The 18,383-nt window shown below is 67.1% G+C and carries 18 protein-coding genes; 15 read left to right on the plus strand and 3 right to left on the minus strand.

The window, feature by feature from the left end:
* Nucleotides 1–484: 484 nt before the first annotated feature.
* The 3 genes from RSO01_RS41040 to RSO01_RS41050 form a co-directional block, all read right to left on the minus strand.
* Nucleotides 485–973, minus strand: coding sequence for a class I SAM-dependent methyltransferase (locus tag RSO01_RS41040; protein WP_147156392.1), 489 nt, complete (start codon nucleotides 971–973; stop codon nucleotides 485–487).
* 159 nt (nucleotides 974–1,132) lie between these two features.
* Nucleotides 1,133–1,588, minus strand: a complete 456-nt coding sequence (locus RSO01_RS41045) for a cyclic nucleotide-binding domain-containing protein (protein ID WP_147156393.1) — start codon at nucleotides 1,586–1,588, stop codon at nucleotides 1,133–1,135.
* 19 nt (nucleotides 1,589–1,607) lie between these two features.
* Nucleotides 1,608–4,325: an ABC transporter transmembrane domain-containing protein gene (locus RSO01_RS41050; RefSeq protein WP_147156394.1), complete on the minus strand. Its 2,718-nt coding sequence runs from the start codon at nucleotides 4,323–4,325 to the stop codon at nucleotides 1,608–1,610.
* A gap of 179 nt (nucleotides 4,326–4,504) precedes the next feature.
* Between RSO01_RS41050 and RSO01_RS41055 the strand changes: the two genes are divergently transcribed.
* From RSO01_RS41055 to ccmE, 15 genes are all read left to right on the plus strand, one after another.
* Nucleotides 4,505–5,773, plus strand: a complete 1,269-nt coding sequence (locus RSO01_RS41055) for a glycosyltransferase family protein (RefSeq protein WP_147156395.1) — start codon at nucleotides 4,505–4,507, stop codon at nucleotides 5,771–5,773.
* A 14-nt stretch (nucleotides 5,774–5,787) separates the two neighbouring features.
* Nucleotides 5,788–7,068 (plus strand): glycosyltransferase family 4 protein, encoded by a 1,281-nt coding sequence (locus RSO01_RS41060; RefSeq protein ID WP_147156396.1) that lies wholly within the window; start codon nucleotides 5,788–5,790, stop codon nucleotides 7,066–7,068.
* 3 nt (nucleotides 7,069–7,071) lie between these two features.
* Complete coding sequence (locus RSO01_RS41065; protein WP_147156397.1) at nucleotides 7,072–8,172, plus strand: glycosyltransferase family 4 protein; 1,101 nt, start codon at nucleotides 7,072–7,074, stop codon at nucleotides 8,170–8,172.
* Nucleotides 8,169–8,756 carry a histidine phosphatase family protein gene (locus RSO01_RS41070; RefSeq protein WP_147156398.1) on the plus strand — a complete coding sequence of 196 codons (588 nt, stop codon included), beginning with the start codon at nucleotides 8,169–8,171 and terminating at the stop codon, nucleotides 8,754–8,756. The genes RSO01_RS41065 and RSO01_RS41070 overlap by 4 nt, the downstream gene beginning before the upstream one ends.
* On the plus strand, nucleotides 8,753–9,889 hold the full coding sequence (locus RSO01_RS41075) for a glycosyltransferase family protein (protein WP_147156399.1): 1,137 nt from the start codon (nucleotides 8,753–8,755) through the stop codon (nucleotides 9,887–9,889). Before RSO01_RS41070 ends, RSO01_RS41075 begins: the two co-directional genes overlap by 4 nt.
* Nucleotides 9,886–10,650 (plus strand): polysaccharide deacetylase family protein, encoded by a 765-nt coding sequence (locus RSO01_RS41080; RefSeq protein ID WP_147156400.1) that lies wholly within the window; start codon nucleotides 9,886–9,888, stop codon nucleotides 10,648–10,650. Before RSO01_RS41075 ends, RSO01_RS41080 begins: the two co-directional genes overlap by 4 nt.
* Nucleotides 10,647–11,153 (plus strand): hypothetical protein, encoded by a 507-nt coding sequence (locus RSO01_RS41085; protein WP_147156401.1) that lies wholly within the window; start codon nucleotides 10,647–10,649, stop codon nucleotides 11,151–11,153. Before RSO01_RS41080 ends, RSO01_RS41085 begins: the two co-directional genes overlap by 4 nt.
* Entirely contained in the window at nucleotides 11,150–13,126 is a 1,977-nt protein-coding gene (locus RSO01_RS41090; RefSeq protein WP_147156402.1) for a dipeptide ABC transporter ATP-binding protein, read from the plus strand. Before RSO01_RS41085 ends, RSO01_RS41090 begins: the two co-directional genes overlap by 4 nt.
* A 2-nt stretch (nucleotides 13,127–13,128) precedes the next feature.
* The gene (locus RSO01_RS41095) at nucleotides 13,129–14,127 is read left to right on the plus strand and encodes an ABC transporter permease (protein ID WP_147156403.1); all 999 of its coding nucleotides are present in this window, start codon (nucleotides 13,129–13,131) and stop codon (nucleotides 14,125–14,127) included.
* Between the two features lie 21 nt (nucleotides 14,128–14,148).
* Nucleotides 14,149–15,330: an ABC transporter permease gene (locus RSO01_RS41100; protein ID WP_170303749.1), complete on the plus strand. Its 1,182-nt coding sequence runs from the start codon at nucleotides 14,149–14,151 to the stop codon at nucleotides 15,328–15,330.
* Between the two features lie 268 nt (nucleotides 15,331–15,598).
* A complete protein-coding gene (gene ccmA / locus RSO01_RS41105) occupies nucleotides 15,599–16,222 on the plus strand; it encodes a heme ABC exporter ATP-binding protein CcmA (RefSeq protein WP_147156405.1) in 624 nt (207 codons plus the stop codon).
* Nucleotides 16,219–16,884 carry a heme exporter protein CcmB gene (ccmB, locus tag RSO01_RS41110; protein WP_147156406.1) on the plus strand — a complete coding sequence of 222 codons (666 nt, stop codon included), beginning with the start codon at nucleotides 16,219–16,221 and terminating at the stop codon, nucleotides 16,882–16,884. Before ccmA ends, ccmB begins: the two co-directional genes overlap by 4 nt.
* Nucleotides 16,885–16,917: 33 nt before the next feature.
* Nucleotides 16,918–17,637 carry a heme ABC transporter permease gene (locus tag RSO01_RS41115; protein WP_147156407.1) on the plus strand — a complete coding sequence of 240 codons (720 nt, stop codon included), beginning with the start codon at nucleotides 16,918–16,920 and terminating at the stop codon, nucleotides 17,635–17,637.
* A complete protein-coding gene (gene ccmD / locus RSO01_RS41120) occupies nucleotides 17,634–17,774 on the plus strand; it encodes a heme exporter protein CcmD (RefSeq protein WP_147156408.1) in 141 nt (46 codons plus the stop codon). The genes RSO01_RS41115 and ccmD overlap by 4 nt, the downstream gene beginning before the upstream one ends.
* Entirely contained in the window at nucleotides 17,771–18,205 is a 435-nt protein-coding gene (ccmE, locus tag RSO01_RS41125; protein WP_147156409.1) for a cytochrome c maturation protein CcmE, read from the plus strand. The genes ccmD and ccmE overlap by 4 nt, the downstream gene beginning before the upstream one ends.
* Nucleotides 18,206–18,383: the final 178 nt, after the last annotated feature.

The raw sequence follows: 18,383 nt of genomic DNA on the forward strand, positions 1-18,383 counted from the left end.
CTCCGATGAAATGGGCATCGAACACGTCCATGGTTCTCACGTCGCAAACTGCGGGAACTGCGCAAACCGCGCGGGAGGGGCATCGAGGCTTCGCCCCTTCCGCCCCCACGGGGTGCAGTCCAGCGGGAGGGCCAGCAGAAGATGCAAGAAATGCAGAAAATCCAGAAGCGGCGTGGATTCAATGGCTTGGCGGGCATCGGCCCGGCCTGCAAAAAAGCAAAAAATGCAGAAATTCTCGGACGCGACGCCTGCAGTGCATGCACCCCCGCGGCACAGTCGCGCCGGTTTCTATTCGTGCAAGTCAGACTCTAAGGTACCAATCTGCCGCGTATATTCGCCCGGCATGAACGCGATGCGCCGACTCTGACCGAGATGGCCGTCCAGAAAACGGACAAAGGCGCGCGGGGTGAGGAGCATTGGCCTGGCAACATACGCCGCTTGGCTTTGAACGCGAGTCAGGTGCGCGCGTATCTCGGCTGGCCACTCAACCAACGCGATAGAGAAAATACCGATCCTGCGGCACGCCCGGCGGCTCGGGCTGGCGGCGCCAGCGCGCCACGTCGAGCGGCTGGTTGGCCAGCACGTAGCCGCCCGGCCCCGCCAGCGCGTCGAGTGCGGGGCCGAGCCACTTGCCCATCGCCATGTTGGCTTCGTGGTCACCGGTGCCGAGGTCGGTGTGGATCAGCGCCGCCGTCGCGCCGAGCTGCTGCGCCGCCTTCGGTATCGCTTCGCGCGCCTCGCCCACGAACAGCCGGTCGTCCGGCGGGATGCAGTCGGGGTGGGCCGCCACCTTGCGCTCGAAGACGTAGATGTCGCGACCGGGAAAGAGATCGCGCAGATGGTCGTAGGTGCGACCGTTGCCCAGCCCGACTTCGAGGATGGGGCCGGGCAGGGCGTCGATCCTGGGCTTCAGGAAATTCAGGCAGTCGCGCTGCGCCTGCATGCGCGCGATGAAGCTGTCGAGGCGGCTCATTGGGGGTTTAAACTCACCTCACCCTGAGGAGCGGTCCAACGGGCCGCGTCTCGAAGGGTGGGCCACCTGCTTTGCTGTTGCCACCCTTCGAGACGCGCACTTCGTGCGCTCCTCAGGGTGAGGGGCTGATGTTGATGCTGCTTCACTTGCGGAATCTGCTCAGGCTGCCTTGTTCGCCGTCGCCTCGCGCAGCTTCTTGTTGGTGTCCTCCACGCGGTGCGCCAGCTCGCGCATGATCTCGATGGCCATCGTCGGGAACTCGCCGACCATGCGGTAGAACGTGTCCTTGGAGATCTTCAGCGTGCTGAGCGGCTCGCGCGCCTTGATGGTGGCGGTGCGCGGCACGTCGCATAGGACGGCGATCTCGCCCAGGAAATCGTTCTTCTTCATCTCGGCGACCTGGATCTGGCCAGTCGGCGTGTCGATCAGCACGTCGGCCACGCCGCCCAGGATGACGTACATGGCGTCGCCCGGATCGCCCTGATGGCAAAGCTCCTGGCCTTCGGCGTAGTTCACGCGCTCGCTGGTGAAGGCCAGCAGCTTCAGCTTGGCTGGCTCGATCTTGGACAGGATCGGCACGCCTTTCAGCAGTTCGACTTCTTCGTTGAGGTTCATCGCGTCCTCCTGAATTCCCTCACGACGCCATCAACTCGGCGTACAGCCCACCTTTTGCCGCCAGCTCGGACGGCTTGCCCTGGGCGGCGATCCTGCCACCCTGCATAACGACGATCTGCTCGAACGGCTCCGCCTGCGATGGTCGGTTGGCGATCCAGACGACCCCGCGGTCGTCCTTCTTCGCCGTCGCCAGAATATTGTCTCGGATTCTGTCCTGCGTGCGGCCGTCGAAGGCAGCCACCGCCTCATTGACGACCAGAAGTTGCGGCCGCTTGATCAGGGCGCGGGCGATGCCGAGCTTCTGCCGCTGCGTCGCGGTCAAGCGCTTGCCGCCGACGCCGACATTGTATTCCAGCCCGACCTCGATCACCGAGTTGTGCAGGCCAAGCTCGTTCAGCACGTCGGAGGTCAGCGTGCCGATGCGCTGCTCGCCCTGCGCCTGGCCGTAGACCAGGCGGCCGAACAGGATGTTGTCCTGCAAGGTGGCGGCGCTGTTGTAGCGTTGGAAGTCGTAGAACTCGACGGCGCCGCGGAGTGGCTCGGGCAGGCTGGAGGCGAAGGCGTGGCGTGCCGCCAGCAGCCGCTCCTCCATCTCCGCATCGATCAGGCCCAGGCGATGGCGTGCTTCGATGTAGCGGAAGGGCAAGGTCATCAGGCGCGGCCGATCGGCCTCGGGCACGGCGTCGATGCCCTTGCCACCCAGGCGCTGCAGCAGCAGGCGGACGTTGGGCAGCTCGTCGGCCGAGATGAAACTGTACTGCTCGAACAACGGGTTGTCGGGCGACAGGCCGGAGAACAGCTCGACCATGGTCTCGGCGATGGTGAGGCCCATGCGCTGCAGGTCGAGGTCGATGCCGGTCGCCCGCAGCACCGACTGCATGTAGGGGTCGACGGCGATGTTGTCGCCGGCGAAGTCCTTGCCGAGCGGCGTGCCGAACAGGATGTTCTCGGCGACCGACAGGTTGCGGTTGTAGCGGTCGCCGTTGAAGGTCTCGATCAGGCCGGCATAGCTCGGATCCTGCAGGCGGCCATGCAGCTCGTGGCGGGCCTTCAGGATGCGTTCGGCGAGATCCGGCCGCAGCGCCGGGTCGACCGTGCCGCGCAGGCCGAGCGCATAGATATCCTCGTCGAGCTCGACCTGCTTCAACGCCTCGACGATGCGCGGCAGCAGGTCGGCCGGTCCGGTCGCGCCGGCCAGCTCGTAGTCGATCCAGTCGGCGGTGGGATCGAGTGCCGGATTGCCGGCGCGCTCGGCTTCCTTCCAGAACAGCTCGCGCTCCGCCCGGGTCTTGTCGTCGTACTTGGCGGGCGTGATCGGCCGGATCTTCAGCCCGAACAGCAGGTTGTCGCGCACCGAGATCGGGAACAGGTAAGTCTCCTGCCCCACATACGAGGTGCGCGCGCCCAGCACGTACTCGGGCAGCTGGAAGAAGTCGCTGCCGTCGATCTTGATCGAGCCGGCGCTGGGCAGGGTGATGCGCGCCAGCACCTGGCCCAGCACGTCCTTGCCCGAGCTCGAGCCGCCGATTACGGCGAGCTTGCTGCAGGTCGGCAGGACCATCGACACGCTGTCGAGCTGCTTTACGCGGCCGTCTTCAGAGACCGTGACGCCGGCCAGGGCCAGCTCGCGGCCGAGCGGCGGGGGCGGGCCGTCGGGAATCGCCTGCAGCGCCTCGGGCATCATGCCCTCGGGCTGGAACTGGTCGATCACCTGCTCGTACTTGATCTGCACGTCCTGGCGCTGCTGGTCCCAGTCGATCAGCTCCTTGATCGGCGAGGGCAGGTCCTTGTAGGCCAGCAGCACGCCGACCACGGCGCCGACATCCATCTGGCCGGTGATCGCGAAGTAGCCGCCGATCAGGAAGATGGCGAACGGCGTCGCCTGCGACAGGATGTTGTTCCAGAACTTGGCGACGAACTTCTTCTGATAGAGGTCGAAGCGGATCTTGAAGATCCGGCCGAGCCTCTCGGAGATGTCGGCGCGCTCGTAGTTGGCGGCGCCATGGATGTGGATCTCATGCACGCCGTCGGCAGTCTCGGCGATGCGGCCGGCAAGCTGGCGCGCCGAGATCTGGCGCAGGCGGCCGAGCACCAGCACCGGCCGGCGCAGGCGCGGGATGATCGCCATCTGCGCCGCCAGCAGCACGACGACGACGATCCCGAGCAGCCAGTTCTGCATCATGATGAAGATGATGGCCGTGAGCGCCTGGCCGCCCAGGAACATCGGCTGGACGAAGGCGTCGCCGATGAAGCCGCCGAGCGGCTCGACCTCGTCCTTGATCATGGTGGCGAGCTCGGCCTGCTTGACCTTGCGGAAGTGGGCCGGCGGGAAGCGCAGGATACGGTCGTAGAGCTCGTAGCGCAGGCGGCGCAGCATGCGCTCGCCCATGCGGCCCTTCTGGGTGTTGATCGACTTCTTGAACAGGCCGTTCACGATCACGGCGCCCAGGAAGACGAAGCTCATGGTCACCAGGTAGCCGAGCTGGTTGACCTGGAAGCCGTCGAAGATGCGGATGATCTTGCCGGGCAGGATGGCCGAGAGGTCGAGCTCGAAGACCAGGAACGGGATGGTCTTGCTGTCCTTGAAGGCGTTGCCCTGGATGCCGTTGTTGATGACCGACTTCGGCACCGTCAACGACATGAAATAGAAAACCTGGGCAAGCACCACGAGGCCCAGGATGACAATCTGCTCGGGCCTGCTGTGCCGCCATATGTAGGTGAACAGATTGCGTTGCATCAAAATCCGCGGTCGAAGCCCCCAGGTGCGCCGCCCCACTCTCTATATTAGATCAGGCCCTTGATTACATTCGATATTTTGCATTGCGACAGGGGTTCGCGTGTCCTCCCCAGTATGGCATAGTCCGGCCGAATACACCGGTCGGGGCAGGACGCGCTTCGGCAAGGAGAGACGTTCGCATGCCTAACAGCCGGTCCAAGCGTGTGCTGCTCTACAGCCACGACTCCTTCGGCCTCGGCCATGTGAGCCGATGCCGCACCATCGCCAACGCCCTGGTGGCGGCCGATCCCAACGTCTCGGTCCTGATCCTGTCGGGCTCGCCAGTGATCGGTTCCTATGAATTCCGGTCCGGTATCGACTTCGTGCGCATCCCGGGCGTGGTGAAGCAGATCGACGGGGACTACGACTCGGCCAACCTCCGGGTCGGCGTCGAGCATACGCTGGAGATGCGGACCCGGATCATCCGCGACACGGCCGACATCTACCGGCCCGACCTGTTCATCGTCGACAAGGAGCCGACCGGCCTGCGCGGCGAGGTCGTGCCGGCGCTGAAACTCCTGAAAGAGCGCGGCACGCCGCTGGTGCTGGGCCTGCGCGATGTCATGGACGATCCTGCCGCCCTCGCCGCCGAATGGGAGCGCAAGAACGTCGTGCCGGCGTTGCGCGACCTCTACGACGAGATCTGGATCTACGGCCTGCCGCAGATCAACAAGCCGCTGACCGGCATCGAGGTGCCGCCGTCGGTGCGCCACAAGATGGTCTATACCGGCTACCTGCGCCGCGACCTGCCGTTGCACAGCGACGTGCCGCACGAGCTGGAGGAAATCGACGGTCCCTTCATCCTGGTGACGGCGGGCGGCGGCGGCGACGGCGCCGACCTGATCGACTGGGTGCTGGCAGCCTACGAAGCAGATCCGCACATCCCCTACGGCGCGGTGATCGTGTTCGGTCCCTTCATGTCGGCGACCGAGCGCGAGGCCTTCAAGGAACGGTCGGCCAGGTTCAAGAACATCCGCACGCTCACCTTCACCAACAATCTCGGCGCCCTGATGAAGCGCGCGGCAGGCGTGGTGGCGATGGGCGGCTACAACACCTTCTGCGAGATCCTGTCGTTCGACAAGAAGGCGATCATCGTGCCGCGCACCCGGCCGCGCCTGGAACAGTTCATCCGCGCCCGCGCCGCGCGCAATGTCGGCCTGATCGAGATGCTCGACGCCGATCGCGGCCGCGATCCCCATGCCATGGCGACGGCGCTGAGGCAGCTGCCGCAGCAAGGCCTGCCGAGCGATGTCGTCGTGCCCGGCCTGCTCGACGGGCTTCCCAATGTCTGGCGCCTCGTCGCCAAGCAGCTCGCCCATCCTCATCGCGGCCCGGCGCCACTCGAAGCGATGTGGAGCGAACCGGAGCCTGCACCGCCGGCCGTGCCTCCGGCACGCGCCAGGACCTGATCGCCGGAAGCTTCATGCCTTCGCCAATCGACGCGCGTGTCGCGGTCGTGCTCAAGGGCTGGCCGCGCCTGTCCGAGACCTTCATCGCCCAGGAGATCGCCGGCCTCGAGGCGCGCGGCGTGGCGCTGGAGATCTGGTCGCTGCGCCGGCCGACCGACAAGCATCGCCATCCCGTGCATGATCGCGTGCAGGGACGCGTGGTCTATCTGCCGGAGTATCTGAAGGACGACCCGAGCCGCGTCTGGGCGGGCTGGCTGAAGGCGCGGCGCCTGCCGGGCTATGCGACGTCGCGCGCGCGGTTCCTGGCCGATCTGCGGCGCGATCCGTCGGCCAACCGGCTGCGCCGCTGGGGCCAGGCGCTGGTGCTGGCGGCCGAGTTGCCGGCCAGTATCGATCGGCTGTACGCCCATTTCCTGCATACGCCCGCGTCAGTGACGCGCTATGCCGCCCTGATGCGCGGCCTGCCGTGGAGCGTGTCGGCCCATGCCAAGGACATCTGGACCAGCGCGCCCTGGGAGGCGGCGGAAAAGCTCGCCGACTGCGCCTGGGCCGTGACCTGCACCAACATGGGCGCCGACCGCCTGCGCGCCCTCAGTACCCGGCCGGACAAGGTGAAGCTCGTCTATCACGGCCTCGACTTCGCCCATCTGCCGGCGCCGATGCATCTCAGGGCGCGGCGCGACGGCAGCGATGCCGCCGACCCCGTCGTCATCCTGTCGATCGGCCGCAAGGTCGAAAAGAAGGGGTTTGGCGATCTTCTGGACGCGCTGGCCCTCTTGCCCAAGACGCTGCACTGGCGCTTCGAGCATATCGGCGCGGGCGAGCTCGGCGATCTCTTGAAGGCGCAGGCCGAGCGACTGGGTATCGCCGACCGCTGCACCTGGCTCGGCGCCCAGCCGCAGAAGCAGGTATTCGCCGCCCTGGCGCGGGCCGACCTGTTCGTGCTGGCCAGCAAGAAAGCGGCTGATGGCGACCAGGACGGTCTGCCCAACGTGCTGATGGAGGCGGCCCACCAGGGCCTCGCCATCGTCTCGACGCGGGCTGCCGCCATCGGCGAGTTCATCGAGGATGGCGAGAACGGCCTGTTGGCGCCGCCGGGCGCGCCCGAGGCGCTGTCCGCTGCGCTGGCGCGCATGATCGCCCATCCCGACCTGCGGCAGCAGCTCGCGCACCGCGCCGCCGAGACCGTGCGCACGCGCTTCTCCTTCGACGCCGGCGTCGACTGGATCGCCTCGGCGCTCGGCCAGGGCGTCCAGCCAGAGGCCATGCTATCGGAGGCAAGGGCCGCGGAGTGATCCATGCGCGTGCTGTTGCACACGCCGCTCAAGCCACCGGACAGTCCCATCCCCTCGGGCGATCGCGAGATGGCGCGCGGGCTCAGCCGCCTGCTGCGCCGGCTCGGCCACACCGTGGTGATGCCGGCGTTGAGCCGCGTCGCTCCGGGCGTGCCTGCGCCGCAGGATCACCTTGCGCTCGAACGGCGCGCACGGACGCAGGCGCAACGACTGATCGCGCGCTGGCGCGCGTTGCCGACGCACCATCCCGAGCGCTTCGATCTCTGGCTCACCTATCACTGCTACTACCGCAAGCCCGACTGGCTGGGCCCTAGCGTGACCCGCGCGCTCGGTGTGCCTTATGCGCTGGTCGAGGCCTCGCACGCGCCGCGCCGCGCCCACGGGCCGACACGTCTCGGCCACCGCGCCGTCGAGCGCGCGCTGGCCGCCGCCGACCTGGTGCTGACGGTCAATCCGCGCGACGTCGCCGGCGTGAAGGCGCGCCTGCGGCCGGGCGCGCGCCAGGCCTGGCTGCCGCCTTTCATCGATACGCGGCCGTTCGCGCCGATGACGCGCGCCGTCAACGATCCGCCGCTGTTGCTGAGCGTCGGCATGATGCGCACGCGCGACAAGCTCGAATCCTATCGCGTGCTCGCCGACGCGCTTGGCCGCTTGAAGGACAGGCCTTGGCGGGCCCTGTTGGTCGGCGACGGGCCGGCGCGCGGCGAGGTCGAAGCGATGATGACCCCGTTGGGCGAGCGAGTGCGCTTTGCCGGTGCCGTGGCGCACACCGATCTGCCGTCCCTCTATGCGTCGGCCGACCTTTACCTGTGGCCCGCGATCAACGAAGCCTATGGCATGGCCTTCCTTGAAGCCCAGGCGGCAGGCCTGCCCGTCGTCGCCGGCCGCACCGGCGGCGTGCCGGCGGTGGTGGCCGACGGCGTCACCGGCGTCCTGACACCGATCGGCGATGCCGCCGCGTTTGCCGCGGCAACGGCGCGGCTGCTCGACGACGCCAAAGCGCGCCTGCAGCTCGGCAAGGCAGCGCGCGCGCGAGTAAATGCCCGGCATGACGAACGCGCCGCCGCCCATGCCCTGGCTGCGGCCTTGGCGAGGCTGCGATGAGCGTGCCCTTCGCCGTGCTGCGCCATGCCAGCACCGACTGGAACGTCGAACGCCGGCTGCAGGGCCTCACCGATACCCCGCTCAACGCTGCCGGCGAAGCCGATGCCCGGACGTGGCGCCTGCCGTCGCCGGCCGACGGCTGGAAACGGCTCAGCAGCCCGTTGCAGCGTGCCCGTCGCACCGCCGAGCTGCTGCAGCCGTCGGCGCCGGTCGTCATCGATTCGGCGCTACGCGAGATGAGCTTCGGCACCTGGGAAGGCCATACCATCGCCGAGCTGCGCGAGAGCGTCGGCGCGGCGTTCGTCGCCGCCGAGAACAAGGGATTGGACTTCCAGCCGCCCGGTGGGGAATCGCCGCGCGCTGCGATGGCCCGCATCGGCCGCTGGACGGCGTCGGTCGCGGCCAGCGGGCAGCCCGTCGTCGCGGTGTCGCACAAGGCCACGATCCGCGCTCTGCTGGCGCTCGCCACCGGTTGGGACATGATGGGCCGGCCGCCGTACAAGCTCGACTGGCGCTGCCTGCATTTCTTCTCGGCCCATGCCGACGGCCGCGTGTCGCTCGACCGCCTCAACGTGCCGCTATGAGCCGCGTCTTCTTCTATGTGCAGCACCTTTTAGGCATCGGCCATCTGCGCCGCGCCGCCGTGCTGGCGCGCGCGCTCGTGGCCGGCGGCTTCGACGTGCTGCTGGTTTCCGGCGGCGCGCCGGTCGAAGGCTTGGCGCTGGATGGGGTTCGTTTCCACCAGCTCCCACCGCTGCGCGCCGCCGATGCGAGCCTGCGCGATCTCGCTCGCCTCGATGGCAGTCCGGTCGACGAGGCCTTCCAACGCCAGCGCACCGAGGCGCTGCTCGACCTGCTGCATGCCGAAGCGCCGGATGTCGTGCTCACCGAGCAATTCCCCTTCGGCCGCACGCGATTGCGTTTCGAATTGCTGCCGCTTCTGGAGGCCTCCCGCAGTCTGCCGAAGCGGCCGTTGATCGCCTGCTCGGTGCGCGACGTGGTGCGGCGCGCCGGACCTGAAAGGGTCGACGAGGCGGTGGCGCTCCTGGATCGCTTCGACGCCGTGCTGATCCACGGCGATCCCCGCCTCGTACCTTTCGAGAGAAGTTTTGCCGGCTGGGAGCGCATTAAAGGGCGTGCCTTCTACACTGGTTACGTCTCGGAGCGGGATTTGGCGCAGGGGATGCAGAGCGCCGAAGGCAAGGACGAGGTCGTCGTCTCGGTAGGCGGCGGCGCCGTCGGCGCGCCTTTGCTCAAGGCCGCGATCGCCGCGCGGCCAAAAACGGCGCTGGCCCACCGGACCTGGCGGTTGCTGATGGGCGAGAACCTGCCGGTACAGGAGCGTGGCGCGCTCGCCCGCGAGCGAGGCGTCATCGTCGAACCGGCCCGGTCCGACTTCACGACGCTTCTGGGCAACGCCACGCTCTCCATCTCCCAGGCCGGCTACAACACGACCATCGAGACCCTGTGCTGTGCCGACCGCGCCGTTCTCGTGCCCTTTGCCAGCGAGCGCGAGACCGAGCAGATGGATCGCGCCCAGGCGCTGGCCGAGCGCGGCATGGTGGCCGTGGTGGCGCCGGGCGCGCTGTCCGCGCAAAGCCTGGCCGATGCCGTCGGTCGGGCACTGGCCGGCCCGTCGTTGAAAAGCTTCCCGCCGTGCGACGCCGATGGCGGACCGACGGCGGCGGCGCTATTGCAACGCCTGTTGGCGAGATGAGCACCTGGACGGATCTTTCGGACGAAGCAGCGCGCTGGTCGCAGGCCGGCCGCGTGGCTGACTTGTGGTGGCGCGACGACGATGCCGCCGATGTCGGGCCCGCGCTCGAGCGGTTGCTGGCGATCCATCGCGACAGCGGCGCGCCGTTGGCGCTGGCTGTCGTGCCGGCGAAGGCGACGGAGGCTCTTGCCGACCGGCTGGCGGGCGAGCCGGGCGTCGATCTGCTGCAGCACGGTTACGCGCACGTCAATCACGCGACGTTGGGCGACAAGAAGGTCGAGCTGGGCACCGAGCGGCCGGCCATGCTGGTGCTGGGCGAGCTGGGCACCGGCCGCATGGCGCTCGAACGGCTGTTCGGCGCGCGGCCGCTGCCGGTGATGGTGCCGCCCTGGAACCGCATCGCGCCGGTTCTCGTGCCGACCTTGCCTGAGATCGGCTTTACCGGGCTCTCGACATTCGGCGCGCGCCGGCGCACCTACCCGGTGAGGGGGCTTCTCGAGGTCAATACTCACGTCGACCTGATTAACTGGAAGGGCGGCGGCGGTTTTGTCGGCGAGGCGGCGGCATTGGGCGCACTCGTTTCGGCGCTGGCCCAGGCGCGTATATCTGGCGAGCCGGTGGGCGTGCTCAGTCACCATCTTGCGATGGACGGCGGGGCGTGGGATTTCCTAAGGTCGATATGGGAAAGAGCACTGAAAATGCCCGGACTTCGCGTCCGACCGGCACATAAATTGTTTGCAACAGGGGAGGACCGCGGTTGAGTTCAGCCGATCTGCGCTATCCGCGTCAGACCCTGCTGGCTGACTATGGGCGCGCCACGGCGGGGGTGCTGCTGTGCGGCGCGCCGTTGCTGCTGCTCGACGTCAATCGCTGGCTGGCGCTGATTCTGCTGCTGGGCTTCCTGCTGTTCGCCGTGTTCCTGGCGCGCACCGCCTTGCGCCATCACACCCGCTACGTGCTGGGGCCCGACACGCTCTGCGCCGACGGTCCGGCCGGCACCATGGTGGAATGGAACCGGCTCGACCGGCTGAAGCTCAGCTACTTCTCGACCAAGCGCGATCGCAGCGACGGCTGGATGCAACTCAGCGTCGGCTCGGCGGGTGGCCGCATGATCAAGCTCGATTCCTCGCTCGACGGCTTCCATGATGTCGTCGAACGCGCGGCGCATGCTGCCGAGACGACGGGTCTGCCGTTGAGCGAGACGACGCGGGCCAATCTCAAGGCGATGGGCATCTCGGTGGCGGGGCAGGAAGAAAAAGTATGAAAGAGCTGCTGCGCGTCAAGGAGCTGACCGTCGACTTCGGAGTCCACGAGGGCACGTTGCGCGCCGTCGACCACGTGTCGTTCAGCCTGCCGCCCGGCGGTACACTGGCGCTGGTGGGCGAATCGGGCTCGGGCAAGTCGGTGTGCAGCCAGGCCATCATGGGCCTGCTGCCGCGCACCGCGACCATCTCGTCGGGCTCCATCCTGTTCAACGATCCGCGCAACGGGACCCAGCCGATCGACATCGCCAGGCTCGATCGCGCCGGGCCGAAGATGCGCACGATCCGCGGCGGCGCCATTTCCATCATCTTCCAGGAGCCGATGACCTCGCTGTCGGCGCTGCACACGGTAGGCGACCAGATCGGCGAGGCGGTCGAACTGCATGGCGGCGGCAGTCATTTCAGCAACATTCATTCGCTCGGCGACCAGATCAACGAAGCCGCGCAACTCTCCGGACGCAAGCTCAGCCGGCCCGAGATCGAGGCGCTGACCGTCGACATGCTGCGCATGGTGGGCTTCCCGGACCCCAAGCGGGCGCTGCGCACCTATCCGTTCGAGCTCTCGGGCGGCCTGCGCCAGCGCGCCATGATCGCGATGGCCCTGGTCTGCCGGCCGGCGCTGCTGATCGCCGACGAGCCGACGACCGCGCTCGATGTCACCATCCAGGCGCAGATCCTGCGCCTCATGAAGGACCTGCAGGCCGAGCTCGGCATGGCGCTGCTGATGATCACCCACGATCTCGGCGTGGTCGCCAACGTCGCCGACGACGTCGTGGTGATGTACCGCGGCAAGGTCGTCGAATCAGGCGACCTGCGCGACATCTTCCGTGATCCCCAGCATGCCTACCTGAAGGCGCTGCTGCACGCCGTGCCGCGCTTCGACATGGCGCCCGGCGAACGGCTGGTGCCGATCCGCGAGATCACCGCGGCGACGGGCCATCTGTTGAAGGAGAAGGCGGTCTCCAAGCCGACCGAGACCTTCAATGCCAAGGCGCCGGTGCTGAAGGTCCGCCACCTCTCCAAGACCTTCAGGATCCGCAAGGCCGATACCCTGTTCGAGCAGCTGACCGGCGGCGGCACCACGCGCACCGTGCGCGCCGTCAACGATGTGAGCTTCGACGTCGAGCGCAACGAGTGCCTCGGCCTGGTCGGCGAATCGGGCTGCGGCAAGACCACGCTCAGCAAGATCCTTATGCGTGGCATCTCGGCCGACCCCAACGAAGGCACCGGCCGCGTCGTTTTCGACGATTGGGGCCGCAAGATCGACGTGCTGTCGCTCGAGGGCGCCGAGCTCGACCGCTTCCGCACCAAGCTGCAGTTCATCTTCCAGGACCCGTTCGGCTCGCTGAACCCGCGCATGACGGTCTACGACATCCTGGTCGAGCCGCTGATCATTCATAAGATCGGCGACGACGCCTATCGCCGGGAGATGGTGAGCGAGCTGATGGAGATGGTCGGGCTCGATCGCCGCCACCTCAGCCGCTATCCTCACTCCTTCTCCGGCGGCCAGCGCCAGAGGATCGGCATTGCCCGTGCGCTGGCGCTCAGGCCCGACATGGTGATCTGCGACGAGCCGGTATCGGCCCTCGACGTGTCGATCCAGGCGCAGATCCTCAATCTGCTCAAGGACCTGCAGAAGCAGCTCGGCCTCACCTACATGTTCATCTCGCACAATCTCGCGGTGGTCGATTACATCGCCGACCGCATCGCCGTGATGTGCGCCGGCCGCCTGGTCGAGATGGCGCCGGCGGGCGAGCTGTTTCGCAATCCGCTGCATCCCTACACCAAGGCGCTGCTCTCGGCGGTGCCAATGCCCGATCCCGACGCCCGCCTCGACCTCGGCGCGCTGATGGAAGGCAAGGCTTCCGACCCGAGCGCCTGGCCCGAGCCGTTCCGAGACGATCCCACCAACCAGGTGTTCTGGACGGAGACCACGCCCGGCCACTACGTGCGTGTCGCGCGGGGAGGACTCTAGCCATGCTGCGCTTCATCGTTCGGCGTGTGCTGCTGATGATCCCGACGCTGTTCATCATCAGTGCGCTGGTCTACTTCATCATCGACCTGCCGCCCGGCGACTGCGTCACCGCCCAGGTCGACGAGCTCCTGTCGCGCGGCGATCCCGACGCGCTGCGCCGCGCCGATGAGCTGCGCGCGATGTACAACCTCAACGACCCGCTGTGGCAGCGCTACCTCGAATGGGTCGCGGGCATCTTCCGCTGGGACTTCGGGCTTTCCTGCCAGGACACCGTGCCGGTGCGCGAGCTGATCGGCGAACGGATGGCGCTGACCATCATCATGGAATCGTGCACCATCGTCTTCATCTGGGTCGTGTCCTTCGTGATCGGCGTCTATGCCGCGACCCACCAGTACAAGCTCGGCGACTACGTCGCCTCGTTCATCGGCTTCATCGGACTCTCGGTGCCGAACTTCCTGCTGGCGCTGGTGCTGCTCTATGTCGGCAAGGTCTATTTCGGCCTGTCGATCGGCGGTCTGATGGATCCCGAGTACATCGACCAGCCGATGAGCTGGGGCAAGGTCGTATCGGTCATGCAGCACCTCATCATCCCGGTGATCGTGATCGGCATGTCGGGCACCGCCGGCATGATCCGCCGCCTGCGCGCCAATCTGCTCGACGAGCTGCAGAAGCAGTACGTCGTCACCGGCCGCGCCAAGGGCCTGCCGCCGCTGCGACTCCTCATCAAGTATCCGCTGCGCCACGCCATAAACCCGTTCGTGGCCGACATCGGCGGGCTGCTGCCGGACGTGATCTCGGGCTCGGTCATCGTCTCGGTCGTGCTGTCGCTGCCTACCACCGGCCCGATGCTGCTGGGTGCGCTGAAAACCCAGGACGTCAATCTCGCCGCCACCTTCCTGTTGTTCGTGGCGACGTTGACCGTGATCGGCATGCTGATCTCGGACCTTGCGCTGGCCGCACTCGATCCGCGCATCCGCTTCGGCGCAACCTCGGAGAAATAGGGGCGCGCCATGACCGACCAGATCACACCTTCGCCCCCCTCAGGCGCTCCGAGGCCGCGCTCGGACCACTTCGTCAACAAGGAGCCGTGGGATCCCTACGTCTCCGAGCGCCTGACGGCCGAGCAGGAAAAGTACTACATGGCCGGCCAGTGGAAGCTGATGTGGTGGCGCTTCCGCCGCCATCGGCCGGCTGTGGTCTCGGCGGTCTTCCTGGCGCTGATGTACTTCTCGACCGTGATCAGCGAGTTCATCGCGCCCTACGATCTGCACACCCGCCACTCGGCCTACATCTTCGCGCCGCCGCAGCGCGTCCATTTCATCCATGAGGGCCAGTTCCTCGGGCCGTTCGTCTACGCGGTCAAGACCACGCGCGACATGGAGACCCTGCAGCGCGTCTACACGGCCGACACGGCCCGGCCGCAGCAATTGCGCTTCTTCTGCCTGGGCGATTCCTACGAGTTCTGGGGTCTGATCGAGGGCAGCTTCCATTTCGTTTGCCCGCCGGAGGGCGGGCACTTCTTCTGGCTGGGCACAGACCGATTGGGTCGCGACATGTTCAGCCGCATCGTCTATGCCGCGCGCATCTCGCTCACCATCGGCATCATCGGCATCGCGCTCTCCTTCGCGCTGGCCCTGATCCTGGGCGGACTGGCGGGCTATTACGGCGGCTGGGTCGACAACGTCGTCCAGCGCATCACCGAGATCATCAAGAGCTTCCCGCATCTGCCGTTGTGGCTGGCGCTGTCGGCGGCGCTGCCCGTCACCTGGTCGCCATTGCTGGTCTATTTCGGCATCACCCTCATCCTGGCGCTGCTCGACTGGCCGGGCCTGGGACGCGCCGTGCGTTCCAAGCTCCTGTCGTTGCGCGAGGAGGACTACGCCGCCGCCGCGCAGATGATGGGCGCCAAGCCCGGCCGTATCATCGGCCGCCATCTGCTACCGGGCTTCATGAGCCATCTCATCGCCTCGGCCACGCTTTCCATTCCCTCGATGATCCTGGCCGAGACGGCCTTGAGCTTCCTGGGCCTTGGCCTCAGGCCGCCGATCACCTCGTGGGGCGTGCTGCTGAACGAGGCGACCGACATCAATGTCGTCGCCGTGAACTGGTGGCTGATGCTGCCCGTAATCCCGGTGATCCTGGTCATCCTCGCCTATCAATTCATGGGCGACGGCATGCGTGACGCCGCTGATCCCTACGGCTGACACGTGTTCGGCGTCGGTCGGACAACATATTGATTCGACGCCTAATTTTCCTAATTCGCACCATCACTGTGTGTGATTGAAAAATCACACTTTGGCCCCATTTGGGTCTAGCGACGGCCATCGGGGGTTTCCATCTTCGCTTTGTATCTCCCCCGAACGTGGTCCCCCCAAAGCCACGTTCTAGCCTCTTCGGAGGCGCTTAGGCCGTCTTCTCACTCTCCCCCGAGAAGACGGCCTTTTTCTTTTCAGCATGCTACGAGGGCGTCGCATGGCGCCCACTCTCCTCGATGTGGCGGATCTTGCTTGCCGCCGCGGCGGCAGGCCGGTCTTCGAACGTCTCTCCTTCGCGCTCGGCGCCGGCGAGCTTCTGGCGCTGACCGGCCGCAACGGCAGCGGCAAGACCACGCTCCTGCGCGCGCTGGCGCTGTTGGTGCGACCTGAGGCCGGCACGATCCGCTGGCAAGGCAGCGACGTGCAGGACGATCCCGAGACATGGCGCGGGCGCTTGGCTTGGCTTGGCCATCTCGATGGCCTGAAGGGCGACCTGACAGTCTGCGAGAACCTTTTGGGTGCCGAGCGATTGCGTGACCGGCCCGCTGCCGATGATCGCCTGGATCTCGCTCTGGTCGCCTTCGATCTCAACGCGCTCGCACATCGCGCGGTGCGCACGCTGTCGGCCGGCCAACGCCGCCGCACCGCCCTCGCGCGCGTGTTGCTGACCCAGGCGCCGCTATGGCTGCTCGACGAGCCGCTGAACGCACTGGATGCCCCGGCGCAGCAGGCCTTTCGCAGCGTTCTGCAAAATCATCTTGCCGGTGGCGGCTTGGCGATCGCGGCAACGCATGCCGATCTCGGTGTTGCGGGTGCGCGTACCTTCGAGCTTGCCGGATGAGCGGCTTCCTCGCTCTGCTGTCGCGCGACCTGCGGCTGGTCTGGCGGCGTCCGGGCGACGTCGCCGTCGTGCTCGCCTTCTTCATCGTGGCGACGGTGCTGTTTCCGCTGGGCATCGGCCCAGCGGCCAACATCCTGGCGCGCATCGCCGCGGGCGTGCTTTGGTGCACGGCGCTGTTCGCCTCGATGCTGTCGCTCGATCGATTGTTCGCCGCCGACTACGAGGACGGCTCTCTCGACCTCCTGCTGCTGGCGCCCTGGCCGCTCGAGCTCGCGGCGCTGGCCAAGTGCGCCGCTCACTGGATTGTGACCGGCCTGCCATTGGCTGTCTTGGCGCCCCTGCTCGGGGTCACGTTCGGGTTGCCTCCCGGCGCTCTGGTGGCGCTCGCCGCGACCCTGCTGGTTGGCACGCCCACCCTGTCCCTGATCGGCGGCCTGGCCGCGGCCCTGACGCTCGGCGCCCGCCGCGGCGGCGCCTTGCTGGCTTTGCTGGCCCTGCCGCTCTGCGTGCCGACGCTGATCTTCGGCGCCTCGGCCATCGAAACCCTGATGACCGGGGAGGACCTCCTGGCCCATATCGCCATTCTCGCAGCCCTGGCGCTGGTTGCGCTGGCCACCACCCCATGGGCCATGGCCGCCGCCTTGCGGCAGGCTGGCGAATAGACAAAAACCTCCCAGGGACCGACACAGGGCGAAATGGCCGACCTGCATTTCCTCGCCAACCCGGCGCGCTTCCGCCGCTTCAGCCAGCGCGTGCTGCCGGGGCTCACGCTCGCGACTGTGCTCAGTTTCGCGGTCGGCCTCTATCTTGCGCTGCTGCAGTCGCCGCCCGACTACCAGCAGGGCGAGACGGTGCGCATCATGTTCGTGCATGTGCCGTCCGCTTGGCTGTCGATGGCGGGCTACGCGCTGCTGGCGGTGCTTGGCGCCTCGCTGCTGGTCTGGCGCCATCCGCTGGCCGCCCTGATGGCGCGCGCCACCGCGCCGGTCGGCGCCTGCTTCGCGCTGGTCTGCCTGCTCACCGGCTCGCTGTGGGGCCGGCCGATGTGGGGCACCTACTGGGTGTGGGATGCGCGGCTCACCTCGATGCTGCTGCTGTTCTTCCTCTATCTCGGCCACATCGCCTTGAGCCGCGCCTACGACGATCCCGACCGCGGCGATCGCGCCGCTGCCATCCTGGCGCTGGTCGGCGTCATCAACCTGCCGATCATCAAGTTCTCGGTCGATTGGTGGAACACGCTGCACCAGCCCGCCTCGATCACGCGGCTCGATGCGCCGGCCATCCATCCCGCGATCCTGATGCCGCTGCTCTGGATGGCGGGTTCGTTCCTGCTGCTGTTCATCGTGCTGGTGCTGGTACGCACCGAGACCGAGATCGATCGGCGGCGGCTCGAGATCGCGGACCAGAGCGCATGAGCAGCTACGGCGTCTTCATCCTTTCGGCGTATCTCGTGGTGCTCATCGTGCTGGGTGGGCTTACCATCGCTTCACTGAGTGCGCGCGCCAAGGTGCGCCGCGAACTGGCCGCGCGCGGCCTGGACCGGAAGAGATGACACCCAAGCGCAAGCGGCTGTGGATGCTGGTGGGCTCGCTCGCCGTGCTCGGCGCTGCGGTGGCGTTGGTGCTGACGGCGCTGAACGACAACCTCGTCTTCTTCTATTCGCCGAGCCAGGTCGCCGAGAAGACCATCCCTCAAGAACGCCGGTTCCGACTGGGCGGTTTGGTCGAGATGGGCAGCGTGAAGAAGAACGGACAGGAGATCCGTTTCACCGTCACCGACACGCACAAGACGATTGCCGTCGTCTACAGCGGCCTGTTGCCCGATCTCTTCCGCGAAGGCCAAGGTGTGATCGCTGAGGGCTCGCTAGGGCCCGATGGCGTGTTCGTCGCCCGCGAGGTCCTGGCCAAGCACGACGAGAACTACATGCCACCCGAGGTCGCCAAGGCGATCAAGGAAGCAGGGCAGTGGAAGGAGCGCAAATGATGCGAAGCGTCATTTGCGCTGGCGGGCGGCAGCGCCTGCAGGAGCGAAGCGACGAAAGCACGAGAGCCCGCTATGTGGAGCCTTGCAGGCGGTGTTGCGCCAGCCTCATCTTTTCTGAACCGCGTGGGCTCTCGCCGCTTCGCTTCGCTGCAGCGGCTGCCGCCCGCCGGCGACCCTC

This window comes from Reyranella soli (assembly GCF_007992495.1).
Taxonomy (GTDB): domain Bacteria; phylum Pseudomonadota; class Alphaproteobacteria; order Reyranellales; family Reyranellaceae; genus Reyranella; species Reyranella soli.

Bases quoted from the DNA above. Each gene is read 5' to 3' on its own strand.
- RSO01_RS41040 (WP_147156392.1), bottom strand. From the start codon at position 973: ATGAGCCGCCTCGACAGCTTCATCGCGCGCATGCAGGCGCAGCGCGAC.
- RSO01_RS41045 (WP_147156393.1), bottom strand. From the start codon at position 1,588: ATGAACCTCAACGAAGAAGTCGAACTGCTGAAAGGCGTGCCGATCCTG.
- RSO01_RS41050 (WP_147156394.1), bottom strand. From the start codon at position 4,325: ATGCAACGCAATCTGTTCACCTACATATGGCGGCACAGCAGGCCCGAG.
- RSO01_RS41055 (WP_147156395.1), top strand. From the start codon at position 4,505: ATGCCTAACAGCCGGTCCAAGCGTGTGCTGCTCTACAGCCACGACTCC.
- RSO01_RS41060 (WP_147156396.1), top strand. From the start codon at position 5,788: ATGCCTTCGCCAATCGACGCGCGTGTCGCGGTCGTGCTCAAGGGCTGG.
- RSO01_RS41065 (WP_147156397.1), top strand. From the start codon at position 7,072: ATGCGCGTGCTGTTGCACACGCCGCTCAAGCCACCGGACAGTCCCATC.
- RSO01_RS41070 (WP_147156398.1), top strand. From the start codon at position 8,169: ATGAGCGTGCCCTTCGCCGTGCTGCGCCATGCCAGCACCGACTGGAAC.
- RSO01_RS41075 (WP_147156399.1), top strand. From the start codon at position 8,753: ATGAGCCGCGTCTTCTTCTATGTGCAGCACCTTTTAGGCATCGGCCAT.
- RSO01_RS41080 (WP_147156400.1), top strand. From the start codon at position 9,886: ATGAGCACCTGGACGGATCTTTCGGACGAAGCAGCGCGCTGGTCGCAG.
- RSO01_RS41090 (WP_147156402.1), top strand. From the start codon at position 11,150: ATGAAAGAGCTGCTGCGCGTCAAGGAGCTGACCGTCGACTTCGGAGTC.
- RSO01_RS41095 (WP_147156403.1), top strand. From the start codon at position 13,129: ATGCTGCGCTTCATCGTTCGGCGTGTGCTGCTGATGATCCCGACGCTG.
- ccmA (WP_147156405.1), top strand. From the start codon at position 15,599: ATGGCGCCCACTCTCCTCGATGTGGCGGATCTTGCTTGCCGCCGCGGC.
- ccmB (WP_147156406.1), top strand. From the start codon at position 16,219: ATGAGCGGCTTCCTCGCTCTGCTGTCGCGCGACCTGCGGCTGGTCTGG.
- RSO01_RS41115 (WP_147156407.1), top strand. From the start codon at position 16,918: ATGGCCGACCTGCATTTCCTCGCCAACCCGGCGCGCTTCCGCCGCTTC.
- ccmD (WP_147156408.1), top strand. From the start codon at position 17,634: ATGAGCAGCTACGGCGTCTTCATCCTTTCGGCGTATCTCGTGGTGCTC.
- ccmE (WP_147156409.1), top strand. From the start codon at position 17,771: ATGACACCCAAGCGCAAGCGGCTGTGGATGCTGGTGGGCTCGCTCGCC.